The following is a 20,214-nucleotide window of genomic DNA, read 5'->3' on the forward strand; positions in this document are numbered from 1 at the left end:
GGATGGTTCCGGCCGTCGGTCGCGCCGGTCCGGCCCGGCTGACCGCGGGCTTCGAACAGTTCGGGCGCCTGGATCTCTGGGATCACCAGCAGGTACACGGTGACCTGCGCCCGATGTCGAGCGCGGACCTCATCTCCCTCGCCGAACAGATCAAGCTCACTGGGCGGGGTGGAGCGGCGTTCCCGTTCGCCCGCAAGGTCCGTGCGGTCATCGAGTCGGCGATGCGGCAGGAGAAGCCGATCGTCGTGGTGGTCAACGCCACCGAGGGCGAGCCGGCGGCCTGGAAGGACAAGGTGCTGCTCGCCCGCGCGCCGCACCTGATCCTCGACGGCGCCTCCCTCGCCGCCTGGGCGCTCGAAGCCGACGAGATCGTGATCGGCGTGGAGAAGGACCACGTCGGCCACGAGTCGCTGCGGCGGGCGCTGGCCGAGCGGCGGATGCCGGCGCCGACCCGCATCGTGGGTGTGCCGCACCGGTTCATCTCCGGCGAGGGCGGCGCGCTGGTCCGCGGCATCAACGGCGAGGCGCACATCCCGCCCGGCCGCAAGATCCGGTCGAGCGACTCCGGCGTCAACGGGCTGCCCACGCTGCTCTCCAACGCCGAGACGTACGCCCAGCTCGCGTTCGCGGCGAGCATCGGGCCCTACGAGTACGCCGCGGTGGGCACCGGCCGGGAGCCGGGCACCGTGCTGCTCACCATCACCGCCAACGGCAAGCCGAGCGTGGTGGAGGCGCCGACCGGTGTACCGCTGAAGGAGGTCCTGCGCATGTGCGGGGCCACGCCCGGACAAGGGCTGCTCCTCGGCGGGTACCACGGAAAGTGGATCACCGCGGAGGCCGCGTCGCGCGCGGAGATCTCCCGGGAGAGCCTCACCGAGGTCGGCGGCACGCTCGGCGCGGGCATCATGATCCCGCTGCCGGAAGACACCTGCCCGCTCGGCGAGGTGGAGCGGGTCATGCACTACATGGCGGCCGAGTCCGCCGGCCAGTGCGGCCCGTGCCGCCTCGGCCTGCCCGACCTCGCGCGCACCGTCTCGAAGCTGGTCCAGGGCGGCGGCGGCCAGGCGGCCGTGCGCGCCGCGGCCGGCGTGGTCAAGGGGCGCGGCGCGTGCAGCCACCCCGACGGCACGTCCCGCTTCGCCCTCTCCGCGCTGGAGGTCTTCGCGGAAGACATCGCCACCCACGCGTACAGCGAGGGTTGCGGCCGCCCGGTCAAGGGCGTGCTCCCGCTCTCCAGCTCGCCCGAGACCGAGGGCACGACCGGCGGGGTGGGCAAGCTCGTGGTCGACTGGACCCGCTGCGACGGGCACGGGCTCTGCGCCCACCTCGTACCGGAGCTGATCCGGCTGGACGGCAACGGATATCCGGCGATCGCCGACACCCCGGTGCCGGCGTGGCTCGAGGCGGACGCCCGGCGGGCCGTCGACATGTGCCCCGGGCTCGCGCTCCGGCTCACCGGCGTCAACGAGAAGCCCGGCCGGCGCGGCAAGACCAAGGAGCCCAAGCGGAGGCCGTCCAAACCACTGCGGTAACTGGCGCGCCTCGCGCGCCGGACCGCGCGGCCGTCGCGGAGCGAGGGCCGGGTGGCAGAGTTTCGGCTACGGTGCTTAGGTGACCGAGATACTCAGTGACGAGGCCCGGGAGTTCATCGCCGATCTACACCGGCGGTTCGCCTCCCGCCGTAACGAGCTGATCGCCCGCCGCGCCGAGCGGCGCGCCGAGGTCGCCCGCACCGGCCGGTTCGACTTCCTCCCGGATACGGCCGAGATCCGCCTCACCGAGTGGCAGGTCCCGCCCGCGCCGGCCGACCTCACCGACCGGCGCGTCGAGATCACCGGACCGACCGAGCGCAAGATGGCCATCAACGCGCTCAACTCCGGTGCCAAGGTGTGGCTGGCCGACCTTGAAGACGCCAACACCCCGCACTGGTCCAACGTGGTCGGTGGGCAGCAAAACCTCTACGACGCGGTACGCCGCACCATCTCGCTCGACACCGGCGGCAAGCACTACGAGCTCGGCGGCGGGCCGTATCCGACGATCGTCATGCGCCCGCGCGGGTGGCACCTCCACGAGCGCCACCTGCCGTTGGACGGGTGGCCGGCGATCGGCGCGCTCGTCGACTTCGGGCTGTACTTCTTCCACAACGCGCGGGAGCTGCTCGAGCGGGGCAGCGGGCCGTACTTCTATCTGCCCAAGATGGAGAGTCACCTCGAAGCTCGACTGTGGAATGACGTGTTCACCTACGCGCAGGACGCGCTCGGCATCCCGCAGGGCAGCATCCGGGCGACGGTGCTCATCGAGACGATCCCGGCCGCGTTCGAGATGGACGAGATCCTGTGGGAGCTGCGCCCGCACGCGTCCGGCCTCAACGCCGGCCGGTGGGACTACCTCTTCAGCATCATCAAGTACTTCCGCGACGCCGGGCCCGACTTCGTGCTGCCCGACCGGGCGTCGGTCACCATGACCGCGCCGTTCATGCGGGCGTACACGGAGCTGCTCGTCGCCACCTGCCACCGGCGCGGCGCGTTCGCGATGGGCGGCATGGCCGCGTTCATCCCGAGCCGGCGCGACCCGTCGGTCAACGAGGTGGCACTGGCGAAGGTGCGCGAAGACAAAGAGCGCGAGGCGGGCGACGGCTTCGACGGCTCCTGGGTGGCCCACCCCGACCTGGTGCCGGTCTGCCGCGAGGTCTTCGACCGCGTGTTGGGTGACCGCCCCAACCAGCTCGACCGGCAGCGGCCCGAGGTGGTGGTCCCCGCCGAAAAGCTGCTCGACGTCGCCGCCACGCCAGGCGCCGTGACGGAGGCGGGGCTGCGCAACAACGTGTCGGTCGCCCTCCAGTACATCGAGGCCTGGTTGGAGGGCAACGGCGCGGTCGCCATCAACAACCTGATGGAAGACGCGGCGACCGCGGAGATATCACGGTCGCAGATCTGGCAGTGGGTCCATCAAGGCGTGCGGCTGGAGGACGGCACACCGATCACCGCCGACCTGGTGCGGCGGATCGGCGACGAGGAGCTGGCCCGGCTCGGCGACCCGGAGCGCTACAAGTCGGCCCGCGACCTCTTCGAACAGGTCGCGCTGGCCGACGACTTCGCCGACTTCCTGACGGTCCCGGCTTACGAGCTGATCCAGTAGATGTTTCCGGAGTCCTTCCTCGACCCCCTTTTCGCCGAGCTGGACGGCCTGCTCGGTGGGCTCGACGCGGAGCTGGCGGTGCGCTACCCCGGTGACCCGGGCGGGCGGCAGCCGGTGCACACCGTGTACGTGCCCGCCGACCGGATGCACGCCGGCCTCGTGACGGAGTGGGGCACGGCCGCGCGGGAGGCGCTGAAGGCGCACCCGCCGCTGCCGTTCGGGGAGGAGCTGCGCGACCGCGTGCTGTCCAAACTGGACCGCGAGCCGATCGAAGACCTGCGCATCGACTTCGAAGACGGATACGGGATCCGCGACGACGCCACCGAGGACTCCGACGCGGTGACCGCGGCCGCGGCGCTGCGCGACGGCCCGGCGCCGCCGTTCGTGGGGCTGCGGGTCAAGAGCCTGGAGGCGGCGACGCGGCGCCGCGCGGTGCGCACGCTCGCCGTCTTCCTCTTCTGGTACGGCGGCCTGCCGCCCGGCTTCGTCGTGACGCTGCCGAAGGTGAGCGCGCCGGCGCAGGTCGAGGCGATGGCGATCCTGTGTGGACGGTTGGAGGTCGAGTACGGGCTGCCGGCCGGCGCGCTCCGCTTCGAGGCGCAGGTGGAGACGCCGCCCGCGGTGCTGGGGCCGGATGGGCGGGCCACCGTCGCCTCGATGATCGCGGCGGCCGGCGGGCGGCTCACCGGGCTGCACTACGGCACCTACGACTACAGCGCCAGCCTCGGCATCGCCGCCGCGTACCAGAGCCTGGAGCACCCGGCCGCCGACCACGCCAAGGCGGTGATGCAGGTGGCGGTGGCCGGCACCGGTGTGCGCCTCTCCGACGGCTCCACCAACGTGCTGCCGGTCGGCGACACCGCCGCCGTGCGGGAGGCCTGGGCGCTGCACTCCCGGCTGGTGCGCCGCTCGCTGGAGCGCGGCTTCTACCAGGGCTGGGATCTGCACCCCGCCCAGCTGCCCACCCGCTTCGCCGCCACGTACGCCTTCTTCCGCGACGGAGCCCCGGCCGCCCGCGCCCGCCTCGCCGCATACCGCGAGCGCCGCTCCGGCGGCATCCTCGACGAGCCGGCGACCGCGCGGGCGCTGGAGGGCTTCCTTACCCGCGGCGTCCACTGTGGTGCGCTCGACGCCTCGGAGGGCCCGTGAGCTACGACCTTGTGCTGCGCTCACGCCGGGTCGTGCTGCCGGACGGCGAGCGGCCGGCGGCGGTGTGCGTCTCCGACGACCGGATCGCGGCGATCGAAGCCTACGACTTCCCCGGCACGGATCTCGGCGACGCCGCGCTGCTGCCCGGCCTCGTCGACACGCACGTGCACGTCAACGAGCCCGGCCGGACGGAGTGGGAAGGCTTCGCCACTGCCACCCGCGCCGCCGCGGCCGGCGGTGTGACGACCATCGTGGACATGCCGCTCAACTCGCTACCGCCCACCGTCGACGCCGACGCCCTCGCGGTCAAGCGTGCGGCGGCGACCGGTCAGTGCCATGTGGACACCGGCTTCTGGGGCGGCGCGATCCCCGGCAACGCGGCCGCCCTGCCCGCGCTGTACGAGGCCGGGGTCTTCGGCTTCAAGGCGTTCCTGGTCGACTCGGGCGTGCCGGAGTTTCCACCGCTCACCCCCGCGCAGCTGCGGGAGGCGCTCGCCGCGGTGGACGCGCTCTTCGTCATCCACGCCGAAGACCCGGCCGCCATCGAGCCGGCCGCCACGTCGCCGCACTACGCGGACTTCGTCGCCTCCCGGCCGCCCAGCGCGGAGACCGGCGCCGTCGGCACGGTCGTGGCGGCCGCGCGGGAGAGCGGACGCCGGCTGCACGTGCTGCACCTGTCCGCCGCGTCCGCGCTGCCGTCCACCGTGGACGTTCCGGGCGTCACCGTCGAGACCTGCCCGCACTACCTCACGTTCGCGGCCGAGGAGGTGCCGGACGGCGCGACGGAGTTCAAGTGCTGCCCGCCGATCCGCGACGCCGCCAACCGCGAAGCGCTGTGGCAGGGGCTCGCCAGCGGCGCGATCGACTTCGTCGTCTCCGACCACTCGCCCTGCACCCCCGACCTGAAGCGCGGCGACACCGGCGACTTCGCGGCGGCCTGGGGCGGCATCGCCTCCCTCCAGCTGGGCCTGCCGGTCGTGTGGACGCAGGCCGCCGCCCGCGGCTTCACCCTCGCCGACGTGGTGCGCTGGATGGCGACCCGCCCGGCCGAGGTCGTGGGCCTCGCCCGCAAGGGCCGCATCGCGGTGGGCTACGACGCCGACCTCGTCGCCTTCGAGCCGGACGCCGCCTTCGTGGTCGACGCCGGACGGTTGCGCCACCGGCATCCGGTCACCCCCTACCACGGAAGGGCGCTGCTCGGAAAGGTGCGCACCACCTGGCTGCGCGGGTCCGTTGTGGACGGTGTGACCCCGCGCGGCCGGCTGCTGTCCCGAGGTGCGGCATGACCTGGCGGCTGCTGCCCGACCTCGCCGCCCGATCGCTCGGCGGCGGCGTTCCGCATGTCACGGATGAGCTCTTCGCCGCCGGAGACAACCTGGTCACCGACGCGCCGCCGAGCTTCGAGGCGCGGACGTTCGGCCCGAAGGGCCAGGTCTACGACGGCTGGGAGACCCGCCGCCGCCGCGAGCCCGGGGTCGACCACGCCATCGTCCGCCTCGGCGCGCCCGGCATCGTGCGCGGCGTGGTCGTGGACACCGCGTTCTTCACCGGCAACTACCCGCCGCACGCCTCGGTGGAGGGCGTCGCGGTCGACGGCTACCCGAGCCCGTCCGAGCTGGCGTCCGCGCCGTGGGCCCCGCTCGTCCCGAAGTCGCCCCTGGCGGGGGACACCCGCAACGAGTTCGAGGTGAGCGACCCGCACCGCTGCACACACGTGCGCCTGACCATCTACCCGGACGGCGGTGTGGCCCGGCTACGCGTTCACGGCGAGGTCGTGCCCGATCCCACCCTGCTGCCGGCGGTACTCGACCTGGCCGCGATGGAGCACGGCGGCCAGGTCGTGGGGTGCAGCGACATGTTCTACGGCCCGCCGCACCGCCTCATCGCGCCCGGCCTGGCACGCGTGATGGGCGAGGGCTGGGAGACCGCCCGCCGCCGCGACGACGGCAACGACTGGGTGCTGGTCAAGCTCGCCGCGCCCGGTGTGGTACACCTCGCCGAGCTCGACACGAGCCATTTCAAGGGCAACGCGCCAGGCGCGGCAAGCCTGCGCGGCGTGGACGCCCGAGTGTCCGACGTGGACGATCCGGCGGCGTGGTTCGACATCCTGCCGCGCACCCGCCTCCAGCCCGACACCCGCCACCGCTTCCCGGTCGCGGGCCCGCCGCCGGCCGCCACCCACGTGCGCCTCGACGTCTTCCCCGACGGCGGCATGGCTCGCCTCCGCCTGTACGGCTCCCTCACGGACGACGGCCGCGCCGCCCTGGCTGCCCGCTGGCAGAGCACGACCCGCCCCTGACCTCGGTCGTGGCCCGGACCGTCGCTCCCGCCGCCGTTGGTTGCGGCCACCCCTCTGGGGTCGCTGTCCGTTGTGGTGTTACTTCGAGACAGAGTTTTCCCGGGTCCGCGTCAGTTGCTGACCGTATGCTCCCGCGGGCACCGCTCCCGGCCGGCGGCTCGCGGGGCGAGCCGACTTCCCCGGCCGTCCGCTGCCGGCTCCGCGGGGCAAGCCCTGCTCCCGCGGCTCACCCTCGCGTTGGGGTTGCGGTCGCCCCTTTGCCTCCGGCGGATGCACAGCCCGCGGTGCAGAGTGTTTGTCCACAATGCCTGTTGCCGACCAGGCGGCGAGACCGCGCACAGGGCTTCGTCGCCCTGAGTAACCGCCGGCGCCGTCCGCGTGGCCCAAGATTCGAGATCTAGGAGAGAGTTAGGGCGCCATACCAACCCAAACTCTCCTAGATCTCGAAGTTCTCAGCCGAGCCTGCCGACGCTGCGTCACAGACGGTGGCCAGTGAGGCCGGCGGGGCAGGGATCTAGCTGGTTGTCGCTTCGGGGCTGACACCGTGCGGCTCGAGCCGGTGGGCGAGGCGGTGCAGGGCTGTCGCGGTGAGCTCGCGCATCGTCGTGCGGCGTCGGCGCGGTGGCCGCTCGGGCTGCGTGCGGGCCTTCGGGCGGGCGGAGTGCACGTGGTGCCGGGTCGCGTTGTCGGCCATCACCATCGCGGAAAGGGCGAGCATCTTGTCCTCCTTATAGCAACCATCTGATTGCCATCCAAGCTATAGCAATCAGATGGTTGCGTCAAGCGGCCTGGCGGACCGATCGAGTGGCTTGACTATCTGGGCGGCGCGCCGCTACGTTTCTTCCGGAATAGTTCCGGAAGGTCGCCGGGCGCGGTCGAGGGAGGACGTCGAGTGAGGATCGTGGACGCCCGGGTGATCGTGAGCTGCCCCGGCCGCAACTTCGTCACGCTCAAGTTGGTCACCGACGAGGGCGTGACGGGCATCGGCGACGGCACGCTCAACGGGCGCGAGCTCGCCGTCGCGAGTTACCTGCGGGAGCACGTGGTGCCCCTGCTGATCGGGCGCGATCCGGCCAGGATCGAGGACACCTGGCAGTACCTCTACAAGGGCGCGTACTGGCGGCGCGGGCCGGTCACGATGAGCGCGATCGCCGCGGTCGACACGGCCTTGTGGGACATCAAGGGCAAGGTGGCCGGGCTTCCGGTCTACCAGCTGCTGGGTGGGCGGTCACGCGAGGGTGTCACCGTGTACGGGCACGCCAGCGCGGACACAGTGGACAGTGTGCTCGACCGGGTGGCCGACTTCGTGAAGCAGGGCTACAAGGCGGTGCGCGTGCAGACCGGCATCCCCGGACTGTCCGGTGTGTACGGTGTGCACGTCGGCCCCGGCGTGTACGAGCCGGCCGGCGCCGCCGTGCCCAGCGAGGCGGTCTGGTCCACCGAGCGCTACCTCGACCACGTGCCGAGCGTGTTCGCGCGGGTGCGGGAAGAGTTCGGGCCGCACCTCAAGCTGCTGCACGACGTGCACCACCGGCTCACGCCGATCGAGGCGGCGCGGCTGGGCAAGAGCCTCGAGCCGTACGCGCTGACCTGGATGGAGGATCCGGTGCCGGCCGAGCTCCAGGAGGGGTTCCGGCTGATCCGGCGGCACACCACGACGCCGATCGCGGTGGGCGAGGTCTTCAACAGCATCTGGGACTGCCAGCAGCTGGTGAGCGAGCAGCTCGTCGACTACGTGCGGGCGACCGTGGTGCACGCCGGCGGCATCACCCACCTGCGGCGCATCTTCGACTTCGCCGCGCTCTACCACGTGCGCAGCGGCTCGCACGGCGCCACCGACCTGTCGCCGGTGTGCCTCGCCGCGGCGCTGCACCTCGACATCAGCATCCCCAACTTCGGGCTCCAGGAGTACATGCCGCACGCGGACGCGACCGACGAGGTCTTCCCGCACACGTACCGTTTCGACGACGGCTACCTACACCCGTCCGAGGAGCCCGGCCTCGGCGTGGAGATCGACGAGGATCTGGCGGCGCGATACCCGTACAAGCCGGCGGCCCTGCCGGTCAACCGCCTCGAAGACGGCACCCTGCACAGCTGGTGACCGGTGCGGGCCCACCGGGCGTGGGCCCGCACCCCAGACCCGGCCGGAGTGGTTGAGTCAAAGATACTTGACATGATGTCTGGCTAGCTTTACCTTCGTGTGCATGTCCATCGAGGAGAAGCGGTCCTGGATCTACGCCACGATCGCGGTCGTCGTGCCCGCGGTCTACGCGGTCGTGATGCTGCGGCGGCTCGACGGCACCGATGCCGCCGACGTCGCCTACATCCGGCCACTGATCACCGCGGTCGTCGCCGCCATGGTGCTCGGCATCGTGGCCAACATCGTCGCCGCCATGTTCTCCCGTAAAGAGGAGATCGACCGCAAGGACGAGCGCGACCGGCAGATCCACCGCATCGGCGAGTACGTCGGCTTTCACGTCATGAGCCTCGCCGCGCTCGGGCCGCTGGTGCTGGCTATGGCCGAGGTCGACTACTTCTGGATCGCCAACGCGCTCTACCTGTCATTCTGCCTGGCCGCGCTCGGCTCGGCGGCCGCGAAGATCGTGGCGTATCGGCGAGGCTTCTGACATGGTCAAGCCCACCCGGGTCACCAACTCGATCCGCGCCCTGCGCTTCGCCGCCGGCGAGATGACCCAGGCGGACCTCGCCGATCGCATCGGCGTGACCCGCCAGACCGTCATCGCGATCGAGCAGGGGCGCTACTCGCCGTCGCTGGAGATGGCCTTCCGCATCGCCCGCGTCTTCAAGGTCTCGCTCGACGACGTCTTCCAATACCCCGACGAGACCGACTAGCGAGCTTTCGGGCAGGGTCGCCGTCCGTCATGGCGTTGTTTCGAGGCAGAAATTTCCCACCTCCGCGTCACCTGCGGACCGTATGCTCCCGCGGGCACCGCTCCCGGCCGGCGGCTCGCGGGGCGAGCCGAGTTCCCCGGCCGTCCGCTGCCGGGTCCGCGGGACAAGCCCTCGGGCCACCGCCGGCATCCCGAGGCCCGCCTTCCCACTGTTTGGGGGATGTGGCTCGGCATGTGGACGGCGCAATGATCGTTCGCCCGGAAACCACACGACACGCCGGGAAGAGTGCGGGTATCGGGCGAACGATCATCGAGGAAAGGCGGCAAGGGGGACGGGCAATGTCGGGGACGTTGCCCACTCGCCGCGGCGACGCCCTTCGCCTCGGCCCGGGACGCAGGGGGAGCGTGACCAGCGGCGGACGGGTGAGGCCGCGGGAGCAGCGGTCTGGACCACGACGGGCGTCGCGGTAGCTCGAAGTCTGTTTTGGATCTAGCTGCGGCGGGGGCGCTAGCGGGCGGCTACGAAGGCGCGGCCTACCTCCGTCGGCTGGGTGGCGGTGCGGAAGAGGCCGGACTTGTCCTTGTCGGTCGCGGGTAGGCCGAACCAGGCGTAGCGCTGAAGGAATGGCAGGCCGCCGAGCATCTTGGCCGCCGCGGTCACGAAGGCCGCCTGCTGCGCCTGCGTGGGGAAGCGGGCACCGCCGCCGGAGAAGTCGATCAGCGCGAACTCGGTCAGCCAGATCGGCTTCTCGTACCTGTCGTATACCGCTTGCAGGTAGCGGCGGAGCTGGTCGACCGCGTTCGCGGTGGTGAAGTCGCCGCCATACCAGTGGAGCGTCACGAAGTCGACCCGGTGGCCGCGGGACTTGGCGCCGGTCATGAAGCGGTCGAGCCAGCCGCCCTTGTCGGCGCCGCCGAAGGCTACCGACGGGCTGCCCAGCTTGCTGCCCGTGGCCATCAGCTTCGGCCACAGGTCGAGGGCCTGCTCGACGCTCATGTTGGCCTGGCCGGCCATGTCCGGCTCGTTGAAGCCCAGCAGGTACGGGCCGGCCGCCTTGGCCGCGGCGAGCGCGGAGTCGTCGACGTCCTTGGCACCCCAGATCATCGGCACGAACTGCGCGCCGCGCGGGGTGGTGACGCCGTCGTGGCGTGGGCTCCACGTGTAGTACCAGCTCGCCTTGGAGGCGGCGAGTGCCTGGCTGACGCCGTCGAAGTTCCAGACCGCGACGCCCTTCTTCGGCGACGGAGGCCTTGTGGTGGGCGGAGCGGCGGGCGCCTTGGTGGTCGCGCGAGGTGCCGGCGACGGCGATGGGCTGGCCGAGGGGCTGGGACCTACGGTAGGCGTGACCACCGCCGCCGGTAACGGATTCGCCGCCGGCTCGGGCGCGGGGGAGCGGTTGAGCCTCACCCCGATGAGGGTCGCCGTCACCAGGACCACGACGGTCGCCGCGGCGGTGATCGGCACGGCGAGGCCGCTGGTGCCGGCCGCCGCCGCGCCCGCCTTCGCCGCCACACCCGCTCCGGCCTTGGCGGCCAACGCGGTGTGTGCGGTGGGCCCGGCCAGCTTGCCGGCCAGCGCGGCCGGCACCGGGAGCATGGAGATGCCGGCGAGCAGGCGGTCGATCGGCACCAGGTCGCCGGTCGTGCGCGCGCACACCCCGCACTCGCGCACGTGGCGGGCCAGCCGCTTGCGCCAGAGCGAGTCGGGCACGCCGTTCCACGAGGTGGCCACCGCCCGCAGCGCCGCGCAGCCGGGCTGGGCGCGGAGCGCGCGCACGACGGTGCGGGCGGTCTGGATCTGCTCCTTCATGCGGTGGATGCGCACGCCCGCGTGGTTGGGGGAGAGGCCGAGCGCGCCGGCGAGGTCGGAGCGCTCCAGCTCGCCCGCCTCCTCCAGCCACCAGAGCGCGATCAGCTCCTGGTCGTCGGCGTCCAGCCAGCGGGTCGCCTCGGCCACCTCGCGCCGCTGGTCGGTGAGGCCGAGCCTCGCGATGGTCAGGTCGGCGAAGTCGGGGCCGGGGTCGGGCACCTCCTGCATCGCCTCGACGCCCACCGGCCGGGCGGGTGCCGTGCGCCGGTGCAGCTCCCAGTCGCGCACCTGGCGGATCGCGATCGCCACCAGCCACGGGCGGTAGGCGCTCGGGTCGCGCAGGTCGGGCAGGTGGCGGACCACCCGCACCAGCGTCTCCTGCACGACGTCGTCGACGTCCGCGTGGCCGCGCAGCGCGCGGCCGACGATGTTGTACACCAGCGGGAGCGAGGCGGCGACCAGCGCGTCGAGCGCGTGCGCGCCGCCCTGCTGTGCCGCGCTGACCAGCGTGGCGTCCGGTGTGGCCCGACCGGTACGGGACATCCGCCTGCCTCCTCACGTGCCGTTGCCGACCCTTCCGTATGTGGAGACCGGCGGGCAGAACCCGGATTACAGAAAATCAGCCCGGATTCTTGTACGACGGCGCGTGCTGTGCGCCCCGCCGCTGACCGTGCGTGAGCAGCGGCAGCGTGCGGTGGGCGACCACCGTCGAGAGCACCACCACACTTGTAGAACGGCGGATGCCGGCGAAGCGATCGAGCTCGAGCAGGATCCGCTGGAGATCGTCGTTGGAGCGGGCGGCGACCCGGCAGAGCACGTCGCCGGGGCCGGTGGTCGCGTACGCCTCCAGCACGCCGGGGAGCGCCGCCAGGTGATCGGTCACCTCGTCGAGCCGCCCCTGCGCGATCTCCAGCGTCACAAACGCCTGCACCGGGTAGCCGGCGGCGGCGAGGTCCACCTGCGGCCCGTACCCGGTGACGACGCCGGCGACGCGCAGCCGCTCCATGCGCGCGGTGACGGTGGCCCGGGCGACCCCGGCCAGCCGGGAAAGCTCCAGCACGCCGATGCGCGGATTTTCGGTCAACAGTCGCAGGAGGGCGACGTCGAGAGTGTCGAGTTCCACAGCTTACCAATCTGCCTAGCGTTATGGGGAAAGCGCTGTGCTAATTGCTCAGGTTGCCTAGCTCACGATACGCCGGTTGCACAGGAAGCAAATGCACGATCAGATGGTGGTCATGACCGTCGAACACGTTCTGACCGATGACGAGCGGCTCGCGGATCTGAGCCTCGAGCAGCTCAAGCAACTCGTGGGACTGGTGGAGTACGACGAGCAGTCCGACCCGTTCCCGGTGACCGGCTGGGACGCGATCGAGTGGGTGGTCGGCAACGCGACCCAGGCCGCCCGCTTCTACCAGCTGGCCTTCGGGATGGAGCTGGTCGCCTACTCCGGCCCGGAGACGGGCAACCGCGACCACTGCGCGTTCGTGCTGCGCAGCGGCGCCGTGCGGTTCGTGCTCAAGGGCGCGGTCGACCCGGAGAGCCCACTCGTGGCGCTGCACGACCGGCACGGCGACGGGGTCAGCGACATCGCGCTCGAAGTGCCCGATGTGGACACTTGCGTCAAGCACGCGCGGGCGCAGGGCGCGACGATCCTCGACGAGCCGCACGAGCTGACCGACGAGCACGGGACGGTGCGGGTGGCGGCCATCGCGGCGTACGGCGACACCCGGCACACGCTCGTCGACCGCTCCCGCTATCACGGCCCGTACCTGCCCGGGTACGTGGCCCGGACCTCCACGCTCCCCAAGCGCCGCCGGCTCTTCCAGGCGCTCGACCACGTGGTCGGCAACGTCGAGCTGGGCCACATGGACGAGTGGGTGGCGTTCTACAACCGGGTGATGGGCTTTACCAACATGGCCGAGTTCATCGGCGACGACATCGCCACCGACTACTCGGCGCTGATGTCCAAAGTGGTCGCCAACGGCAACCACCGGGTGAAGTTTCCGCTCAACGAGCCGGCCGTGGGCAAGCGGAAGAGCCAGATCGACGAGTTCCTCGAGTTCTACCGGGGGCCGGGCGCGCAACACCTGGCGCTGGCCACCAACGACATCCTGCGCACGGTGGACGAGCTGCGGGCGGCCGGCGTCGAGTTCCTCGACACGCCCGACTCCTACTACGAGGACCCCGAGCTGCGCGCGCGGATCGGCAAGGTACGGGTGCCCGTCGAGGAGCTCCAGAAGCGGAAGATCCTGGTGGACCGGGACGAAGACGGCTACCTGCTCCAGATCTTCACGAAGCCGATCGGCGACCGGCCGACCGTGTTCTTCGAGTTCATCGAGCGGCACGGGTCGCTCGGCTTCGGCAAGGGCAACTTCAAGGCGCTCTTCGAAGCCATCGAACGCGAGCAGCAGCGCCGGGGCAACCTCTAGTGTCTGACTCGTGAGCGCGGTGACATGGGTGCCCGGCGTCGACGCCGGGCACCCCTATGGTCTGCACAACCTGCCGTACGGCGCGGTGTCCTACCGAGATTCGCCGCGCCTCGTGGTGCGGATCGGCGACCTCGGGCTGGATCTGGCGGCGGCATGCGCGCGGCTGGCCCCTGACCTGGCGCCACTGGTGTCCGGGCCGGTGCTCAACCCGCTGCTCGCCGCGCCGGCCGCGACCTGGCGACGCCTCCGAGCCGCGGTGACCGAGTGGCTCACCGACGAATCAGTAAGGCCGGTCGTCGAGCCGCTGCTGGAGCCGATCGGCCAGACCCACCTGCCGTTCGAGGTCGGCGACTACGTCGACTTCTACGCCTCCGAGCACCACGCCTCGGCGATCGGTCGCATCCTCCGCCCCGACTCGCCCTCGCTGCCGGAGGCCTGGAAGCACCTGCCGATCGGCTACCACGGGCGCTCCGGCACGGTGGTCGTCTCGGGCACGCCGATCGTCCGGCCGCACGGCCAGCGCCGGGTGGGCGGCGAGATCGAGGTGGGCCCGAGCCTGCGCCTCGACATCGAGGCCGAGGTGGGCTTCGTGCTCGGCGCCGGCACCCGCCTCGGCGAGCCGGTCGCTCTGGCCGACGCGGCCGAGCACGTCTTCGGCGTGTGCCTGGTCAACGACTGGTCCGCGCGCGACCTCCAGGCCTGGGAGTACGTGCCGCTCGGTCCGTTCCTCGGCAAGTCGTTCGCGACGTCCGTGTCGCCGTGGGTGGTGCCGCTGGACGCCTTCGACAGCGCGCGCACCGCACCGCCACCGCGCGACGTGCCCTTGGTGTCCTATCTGGACGACGCGGCGCTGCCGCCGTGGGGGCTGGACATCGCGCTGGAGATCGAGCTCAACGGCGCCGTCATATCGCGGCCGCCGTTCCCGGCGATGTACTGGACCGCCGCGCAGATGCTCGCCCACCTGACCGTCAACGGCGCCTCCATCCGCCCCGGCGACCTCTTCGCCTCGGGCACGGTCAGCGGCCCGGAGCCGGACCAGGCCGGTTCGCTGATGGAGCTGAGCCAGATCGGCCGCAAGCCGCTGGAGCTGCCGGGCGGGGTGACCCGCTCGTTCCTGGAAGACGGAGACGAAGTGGTGATCCGGGGCCGGGTGCCGGCCACGCCGGGCCGGCCGGAGCTAGCCCTCGGCGAGGTCACCGGCGTCGTGGTGGCCTCGCTCCAGTAGGTCGAACGCCGCGTTGGCCGCCTTCGCGGCCGCCGGGTGGAGCCGCGCGGCGGAGCGGCCCTCGATGAGCTGGCGCCAGTTGTCCCGCGCGAGGATCCGCTGGGTGGCGAGGATCTGTCCGGCGGCGACCCGCGCCGTGAGGCCGCCGCCGAGCGCCTCGGCCAGCGTGGCCTCCTCCGCCTCGGTGTAGGTGGCGACCCGGGCGGCCAGGCCGGGCGTGGAGAAGACCAGCCGGTGGTATGCCAGCACCCGCTCGTCGTCGTTGAGCCCGGTGACCGGGTCGCGCCGGTCGAGGCCGTCGAGGAAGTGCCGGCGCAGCGCGGCGAGCGGGCTCTCCCCCGGCCGCCGCCCGCGCACCACGCGCGCCGCCTCGCCCTGATGGTCGGCGATGCGGTGCAGGACCAGGTCTTCCTTGCTCGGAAAGTACTTGAACAGGGTCGGCTTGGAGACCTCGGCGGCGTCGGCCACGTCGGCCACCGAGACGGCGTCGTAGCCCCGGTCGAGGAAGAGCGCGATCGCCGCCGACGAGATCGCGTCGTGGGTGCGCTGCTTCTTGCGCTCGCGGAGGCCGGTCACGTGGCCGATACTACACTCGGACAAATTCTTTACCGAGTTAAGCTATCGGTATGACGATGGATGAGGAGCGGGCGCACCTGGCCGCCTCCCGCGCCGCGCTGGCCCGCATGCTCGACCTCGCCCGGCACCGCGTCGCCACCGGTGCGCAGGTGGCCGGCGACCGGTACACCGCCGAGACGCTCGGCCGCATGCTGAAGAGCTACGCCAAGGAGCTCGCCGAGGAGCCGGACGGCCCGCTGTACTTCGGGCGCCTGCGCTTCGGCCGCGGCGGCGGTGAGCACAGTGGACAGTGCTACTACATCGGCCGCCGCCACATCACCGACGAGGCGGGCGAGCCGATGGTCATCGACTGGCGCGCCCCGGTGTCCCGCACGTTCTACCGGGCCAGCGCGCGCGACCCGATGGGCGTCACGGTCCGCCGCCGGTACGGGTGGCGCGGGGGCACCCTGACCGGCTTCGAGGACGAGCACCTGGAATCGGGTCTCGCCAGCTCGGCCAGCCGCATCGTGGCCGAGGAGATCGAGCGGCCACGGGTCGGGCCGATGCGCGACATCGTGGCCACCATCCAGCCCGACCAGGACGACCTGGTGCGCGCCGACCTCGACGAGTCGGTGTGCGTGCAGGGCGCGCCCGGCACCGGCAAGACGGCGGTCGGCCTGCACCGCGCCGCGTACCTGCTCTACGCCCACCGCCGCCGCCTCAAGCGCGACGGCGTGCTGGTCATCGGTCCCAACCCGGCTTTCCTGGAGTACATCTCGGCCGTGCTCCCGGCGCTGGGCGAGGTCGACGTCGAGCAGAGCACGCTCGACCAGGTGCTGGCCCGCCGGCCGGTCACCGCCACCGACGGCGACGAGGCGGCGGCCGTGAAGCACGACCCGAAGATGGCGACCGTGCTCAGCCGCGCCCTGTACGCACGCCTCGGCGAGCCGGCCGGCCCGCTCACCGTCACCGAGCACTCGGCCCGCTGGCGGATCTCCGAGCACGCGCTCGGCCGCCTGATCGGCGAGGTGTGGCAGGAGTCGCTGCCCTACGGCATCGCCCGCGAACGGCTGCGCTCCCGCATGGTCGGTCTGCTCCAGCGCCAGGCCGAGGCGCGGGGCTACTCGCCGGGCGCCGCGTGGACGCGGCGGATGGGCCGCTCCCGCCCGGTCCGCGAGTTTCTCGACCACGTGTGGCCGGCCGTGCGCCCCGAGGACGTGGTGGCCGCCCTGCTCCGCGACCCGTCCGCGGCCGCCGCCGGCATCCTCACGTCAGGTGAGCAAGAGGCGATCACCCGGCCCAGGACGAAGTGGTCCGCCGCCGACCTCGTGCTGATCGACGAGGTGGCCGGGCTGATCGACCACCCCGAGTCGTTCGGGCACATCGTCGTCGACGAGGCACAGGACCTGTCGCCGATGGAGTGCCGCGCGCTGGCCCGCCGCAGCGCGCACGGCTCGCTCACCGTGCTCGGCGACCTCGCGCAGGGCACCACGCCGTGGGCGGCCAGCGGCTGGCCCGAGCAGCTGGCCCACCTCGGCAAGCCCAAGGCCCAGGTGATCGCGCTGACCGCCGGCTTCCGTGTGCCCGGCGCGGTGCTCGCGGTGGCCAACCGCCTGCTCGCCACGCTCGACGTCGACGTGCCACCCACCCGCGCCGTCCGCGGCGATGGCTCCCTGCGCGTGCGGCACGCCGAAGACCTGCGGTCCGCGACGGCCGAGGCGGTGCGCGAGGCACTGGAGCACGAGGGCTCGATCGGCGTCATCGCGCCGTTCGCCCTCGACGAGCCTTCCGACCGGGTGACCGTGCTGCCGGCCGCCATGGTGAAGGGCCTCGAATTCGACCACGTCGTCCTCGTCGAGCCGGCCGACCTGGCGCCGCGCCTGCTCTACGTCGCCCTGACCAGAGCCGTCTCCCGGCTGGACATCATCCACCGCCGCCCCCTGCCGGCCGCGATCGCGCCATGACCGCCTTTCGCTTCGACCGGGCGCACGGCTGGAACACCAGTGCTGTTATCCGGCCGTCTTAAACAGCACTGGTGTTCCAGTCGTCGGGGGTGGGTCGTGAGACGCGGAGGGTCAGGCGCGCATGCGGTCGATGCTGCGCATCTTGTTCATGGCGTCGAGGGCGGCGACCTTGTACGACTCGGCGAGCGTCGGGTAGTTGAAGACCGTGTCGACGAGGTAGTCGATCGTGCCCTTGCAGCCCATCACCGCCTGGCCGATGTGGACGATCTCGGTGGCGCCGGTGCCGAAGACGTGGACGCCGAGCAGCGTGCGGTCGTCGGGGGAGACGAGGAGCTTGAGCATGCCGTACGAGTCGCCGATGATCTGCCCGCGGGCCAGCTCGCGGTAGCGGGAGATGCCGGTCTCGAAGGGCACGCGCTTTTCGGTCAGCTCGTCTTCCGTGCGGCCGACGAAGCTGATCTCGGGGATCGTGTAGATGCCGATCGGCTGGAGCTCGTGCATCGCGCGCACCGGCTCGTCGCAGGCGTGGTGGGCGGCCAGGCGGCCCTGCTCCATCGAGGTGGAGGCGAGCGCCGGGAAGCCGATCACGTCGCCGACCGCGTAGATGTGCGGCACCGCGGTGCGGAAGTGCTCGTCGACCTTGATGCGCCCCCGGTTGTCCGCGCTCAGGCCGGCGGCCTCCAGGTTGAGCTGGTCGGCCATGCCCTGGCGGCCCGCTGAGTACATGACCACGTCGGCGGCGATGCGCTTGCCGCTCTCCAGCACCGCGAGCGCGCCGGTTGCCCGGCGCTCGACCGAGGCGACCGTCTCGCTGAAGCGGAACGTCACCGCCAGGTCGCGCAGGTGGTACTTGAGCGCCTCGATGATCTCCAGGTCGCAGAACTCGAGCATGCGGTCGCGCCGCTCGACCACGGTGACCTTGCAGCCGAGGGCGGCGAACATCGACGCGTACTCGATGCCGATCACGCCGGCGCCGACCACGACGAGTGACTGGGGGACGTGCTCGAGGTTGAGGATGCCGTCGGAGTCGATGATCGTGCGGTCGTCGAACTCGACCGTGCTCGGCCGGGCCGGGCGGGTGCCGGCGGCGATGACGATCTTTTCGGCGGTCACCTTCTGCTCGCGGCCGGAACCGTCGTTCACCGTCAGGCTGTGCGGGTCGGCGAACGTGCCGGTGCCGGTCAGCAGGCGGATGCGGTTGCGGGCGAGCTGGCTGCGGATGACGTCGGTCTCGCGCCCGATCACGTGCTGGGTGCGGGCCGTGAGGTCGTCGACGGTGATGTCGTCCTTGAGGCGGTAGCTCTGCCCGTACATCTCCCGCTGGTTGAGGCCGGTGAGGTAGAGCACCGCCTCACGCAGCGTCTTCGACGGGATGGTGCCGGTGTTGATGCACACTCCGCCCATCATGTGACGTCGCTCGATCACGGCGACCCGGCGGCCGAGCTTGGCGGCGGCGATCGCGGCCTTCTGCCCGCCGGGGCCGGAGCCCAGCACGAGCACGTCGTAGTCATACACGTGGAACATTCTCGCAGGCCCGGGTTACCGGGGCCTTACGAAGAAACGGTCACGGTCGTCGTACGGTTGGGCGATGAAAATCAGACCCGCCGCCTTCGGGGGCCAGCCCGACGCCACCGTGGTGGGCGCTTCCCCGCGGTACCGGGAGGGGCGCTTCCACAACACCGTGGCGGCCACCGTGCTGCCGCGCGGCGCGATGCGCGCGGCGATGCGGGAGATGATCTTCGGCAAGCAGGTGCGCAAGCCCACCGCGCCGGTCCCGCTGGTCACGCCCGGTGCGACGCCCGCCGAGGGCCTGCACCTCACCTGGTACGGGCACGCGAGCAGCCTCGTCGAGCTGGACGGGCGGCGGGTGCTCTTCGACCCGGTGTGGAGCAAGCGGTGCTCGCCATTCCAGTTCGCGGGCCCGCGCCGGCTGCACCCGCCGCCGGTGCCGCTCGACGCGCTGCCGCCGGTGGACGCGATCGTCATCTCGCACGACCACTACGACCACCTCGACCTGCCCACCGTGCGCGAGCTGGTCCGCACGCAGGAGGCGCCGTTCCTGGTACCGCTGGGGGTGGGTGCCCACCTCGACCGCTGGAAGGTGCCGCGGCAGCGGATCGTCGAGCTCGACTGGGACGACGGCGTCGACATCGGCCCGGGGCTGGCGGGATCCGGACCGAGGAGCGCGGCGACGAGCCCGGACGGCGCCGGCCGCCCGGGGCGTCCAGCGAGCGGAGCGAGCCCAGCCGGCCTGCGCATCACGGCGACCGCCGCGCGGCACTTCTCCGGGCGGCTCTTCGCCCGCGACCGCACGCTGTGGGGCTCGTGGGTGGTCGAGGCCGGCGGGCGGAAGGTCTTCTACACCGGCGACTCCGGCTACTTCGACGGGTACGCGGCGATCGGCGAGAAGTACGGGCCGTTCGACGCGAGCCTGATCCAGATCGGCGCGTACAGCCCGGCGTGGCCGGACATCCACATGACGCCGGAGGACGCGGTCAAGGCGCACGTCGACCTGCGCGCGGGGCTGCTGCTGCCGGTGCACTGGGCGACGTTCGTGCTGTCGTACCACTCCTGGAGCGAACCGGTCGACCGGCTGTGGCGGGAGGCGAAGGCGTTCGACGTTTCGGTGGCCATCCCGCGGCCGGGCGAGCGGGTCGACGTCGGCGCGCCGCCCGTGGTCGACGCGTGGTGGCAGCCGCTGAGCGGCTGACGTCGCCGCCCCCCAGAGGGCAGCCCTCTTGGGTCTGATGTAGCCCCCCAAGAGGGCTGCCCTCTGGGGGCGAGTGACCGTAT

General features: G+C 71.9%; 17 protein-coding genes. 12 read left to right on the top strand and 5 right to left on the bottom strand.

The features are described 5' to 3' along the window. Positions 1–2 precede the first annotated feature (2 nt). The 5 genes from ACTMTJ_RS18230 to alc all read left to right on the top strand — a co-directional run bounded on the left by ACTMTJ_RS18230 (position 3) and on the right by alc (position 6,586). On the top strand, positions 3–1,532 hold the full coding sequence (locus ACTMTJ_RS18230; RefSeq protein ID WP_441218025.1) for a ferredoxin: 1,530 nt from the start codon (positions 3–5) through the stop codon (positions 1,530–1,532). 79 nt (positions 1,533–1,611) lie between these two features. After that, positions 1,612–3,138 (top strand): malate synthase A, encoded by a 1,527-nt coding sequence (aceB, locus tag ACTMTJ_RS18235; protein WP_441218027.1) that lies wholly within the window; start codon positions 1,612–1,614, stop codon positions 3,136–3,138. Continuing rightward, positions 3,139–4,287 (top strand): DUF6986 family protein, encoded by a 1,149-nt coding sequence (locus ACTMTJ_RS18240; RefSeq protein ID WP_441218029.1) that lies wholly within the window; start codon positions 3,139–3,141, stop codon positions 4,285–4,287. Then, positions 4,284–5,573 carry an allantoinase AllB gene (gene allB / locus ACTMTJ_RS18245; RefSeq protein ID WP_441218030.1) on the top strand — a complete coding sequence of 430 codons (1,290 nt, stop codon included), beginning with the start codon at positions 4,284–4,286 and terminating at the stop codon, positions 5,571–5,573. Before ACTMTJ_RS18240 ends, allB begins: the two co-directional genes overlap by 4 nt. Beyond that, positions 5,570–6,586, top strand: a complete 1,017-nt coding sequence (gene alc / locus ACTMTJ_RS18250) for an allantoicase (RefSeq protein WP_441218032.1) — start codon at positions 5,570–5,572, stop codon at positions 6,584–6,586. The genes allB and alc overlap by 4 nt, the downstream gene beginning before the upstream one ends. A gap of 514 nt (positions 6,587–7,100) precedes the next feature. On the opposite strand, the gene ACTMTJ_RS18255 is transcribed toward alc, so the two are convergent. Next, entirely contained in the window at positions 7,101–7,304 is a 204-nt protein-coding gene (locus ACTMTJ_RS18255) for a hypothetical protein (RefSeq protein ID WP_441218034.1), read from the bottom strand. A gap of 174 nt (positions 7,305–7,478) precedes the next feature. Between ACTMTJ_RS18255 and manD the strand changes: the two genes are divergently transcribed. From manD to ACTMTJ_RS18270, 3 genes are all read left to right on the top strand, one after another. Continuing rightward, positions 7,479–8,687, top strand: coding sequence for a D-mannonate dehydratase ManD (gene manD, locus ACTMTJ_RS18260; RefSeq protein ID WP_441218036.1), 1,209 nt, complete (start codon positions 7,479–7,481; stop codon positions 8,685–8,687). A 103-nt stretch (positions 8,688–8,790) separates the two neighbouring features. Further along, positions 8,791–9,213 carry a hypothetical protein gene (locus ACTMTJ_RS18265; protein WP_441218038.1) on the top strand — a complete coding sequence of 141 codons (423 nt, stop codon included), beginning with the start codon at positions 8,791–8,793 and terminating at the stop codon, positions 9,211–9,213. A 1-nt stretch (position 9,214) separates the two neighbouring features. Continuing rightward, positions 9,215–9,439, top strand: a complete 225-nt coding sequence (locus ACTMTJ_RS18270) for a helix-turn-helix transcriptional regulator (protein WP_441218040.1) — start codon at positions 9,215–9,217, stop codon at positions 9,437–9,439. 507 nt (positions 9,440–9,946) lie between these two features. Here the strand turns inward: ACTMTJ_RS18270 and ACTMTJ_RS18275 are convergent. Together ACTMTJ_RS18275 and ACTMTJ_RS18280 are read right to left on the bottom strand one after the other, a co-directional pair. After that, positions 9,947–11,791, bottom strand: coding sequence for a sigma-70 family RNA polymerase sigma factor (locus tag ACTMTJ_RS18275; protein WP_441218042.1), 1,845 nt, complete (start codon positions 11,789–11,791; stop codon positions 9,947–9,949). Positions 11,792–11,867: 76 nt separating this feature from the next. After that, on the bottom strand, positions 11,868–12,371 hold the full coding sequence (locus ACTMTJ_RS18280) for an Lrp/AsnC family transcriptional regulator (RefSeq protein ID WP_441218044.1): 504 nt from the start codon (positions 12,369–12,371) through the stop codon (positions 11,868–11,870). Between the two features lie 112 nt (positions 12,372–12,483). Between ACTMTJ_RS18280 and hppD the strand changes: the two genes are divergently transcribed. Further along, positions 12,484–13,677 carry a 4-hydroxyphenylpyruvate dioxygenase gene (hppD, locus tag ACTMTJ_RS18285; RefSeq protein ID WP_441218045.1) on the top strand — a complete coding sequence of 398 codons (1,194 nt, stop codon included), beginning with the start codon at positions 12,484–12,486 and terminating at the stop codon, positions 13,675–13,677. A 19-nt stretch (positions 13,678–13,696) separates the two neighbouring features. Beyond that, entirely contained in the window at positions 13,697–14,902 is a 1,206-nt protein-coding gene (locus tag ACTMTJ_RS18290) for a fumarylacetoacetate hydrolase family protein (RefSeq protein ID WP_441218238.1), read from the top strand. Here the strand turns inward: ACTMTJ_RS18290 and ACTMTJ_RS18295 are convergent. After that, on the bottom strand, positions 14,855–15,478 hold the full coding sequence (locus ACTMTJ_RS18295; protein WP_441218047.1) for a TetR/AcrR family transcriptional regulator: 624 nt from the start codon (positions 15,476–15,478) through the stop codon (positions 14,855–14,857). The two genes, ACTMTJ_RS18290 and ACTMTJ_RS18295, sit on opposite strands and share 48 nt — an antisense overlap. A 50-nt stretch (positions 15,479–15,528) precedes the next feature. On the opposite strand from ACTMTJ_RS18295, the gene ACTMTJ_RS18300 reads away from it, so the two are divergent. Next, positions 15,529–17,421 carry a HelD family protein gene (locus ACTMTJ_RS18300; protein WP_441218049.1) on the top strand — a complete coding sequence of 631 codons (1,893 nt, stop codon included), beginning with the start codon at positions 15,529–15,531 and terminating at the stop codon, positions 17,419–17,421. 111 nt (positions 17,422–17,532) lie between these two features. On the opposite strand, the gene sthA is transcribed toward ACTMTJ_RS18300, so the two are convergent. Continuing rightward, complete coding sequence (gene sthA, locus ACTMTJ_RS18305) at positions 17,533–18,936, bottom strand: Si-specific NAD(P)(+) transhydrogenase (protein WP_441218051.1); 1,404 nt, start codon at positions 18,934–18,936, stop codon at positions 17,533–17,535. 73 nt (positions 18,937–19,009) lie between these two features. On the opposite strand from sthA, the gene ACTMTJ_RS18310 reads away from it, so the two are divergent. Continuing rightward, positions 19,010–20,131, top strand: a complete 1,122-nt coding sequence (locus tag ACTMTJ_RS18310) for an MBL fold metallo-hydrolase (RefSeq protein ID WP_441218053.1) — start codon at positions 19,010–19,012, stop codon at positions 20,129–20,131. Positions 20,132–20,214: the final 83 nt, after the last annotated feature.

The organism is Phytohabitans sp. LJ34, from assembly GCF_052068095.1.
Classification (GTDB): Bacteria; Actinomycetota; Actinomycetes; order Mycobacteriales; family Micromonosporaceae; genus Phytohabitans.

Excerpts from the sequence above, each read along its gene's own strand:
- ACTMTJ_RS18310 (WP_441218053.1), top strand. The coding sequence starts at position 19,010 with ATGAAAATCAGACCCGCCGCCTTCGGGGGCCAGCCCGACGCCACCGTG.
- ACTMTJ_RS18300 (WP_441218049.1), top strand. The coding sequence starts at position 15,529 with ATGACGATGGATGAGGAGCGGGCGCACCTGGCCGCCTCCCGCGCCGCG.
- ACTMTJ_RS18230 (WP_441218025.1), top strand. The coding sequence starts at position 3 with ATGGTTCCGGCCGTCGGTCGCGCCGGTCCGGCCCGGCTGACCGCGGGC.
- ACTMTJ_RS18265 (WP_441218038.1), top strand. The coding sequence starts at position 8,791 with ATGTCCATCGAGGAGAAGCGGTCCTGGATCTACGCCACGATCGCGGTC.
- ACTMTJ_RS18240 (WP_441218029.1), top strand. The coding sequence starts at position 3,139 with ATGTTTCCGGAGTCCTTCCTCGACCCCCTTTTCGCCGAGCTGGACGGC.
- ACTMTJ_RS18270 (WP_441218040.1), top strand. The coding sequence starts at position 9,215 with ATGGTCAAGCCCACCCGGGTCACCAACTCGATCCGCGCCCTGCGCTTC.
- ACTMTJ_RS18275 (WP_441218042.1), bottom strand. The coding sequence starts at position 11,791 with ATGTCCCGTACCGGTCGGGCCACACCGGACGCCACGCTGGTCAGCGCG.
- ACTMTJ_RS18255 (WP_441218034.1), bottom strand. The coding sequence starts at position 7,304 with ATGCTCGCCCTTTCCGCGATGGTGATGGCCGACAACGCGACCCGGCAC.
- hppD (WP_441218045.1), top strand. The coding sequence starts at position 12,484 with ATGACCGTCGAACACGTTCTGACCGATGACGAGCGGCTCGCGGATCTG.
- alc (WP_441218032.1), top strand. The coding sequence starts at position 5,570 with ATGACCTGGCGGCTGCTGCCCGACCTCGCCGCCCGATCGCTCGGCGGC.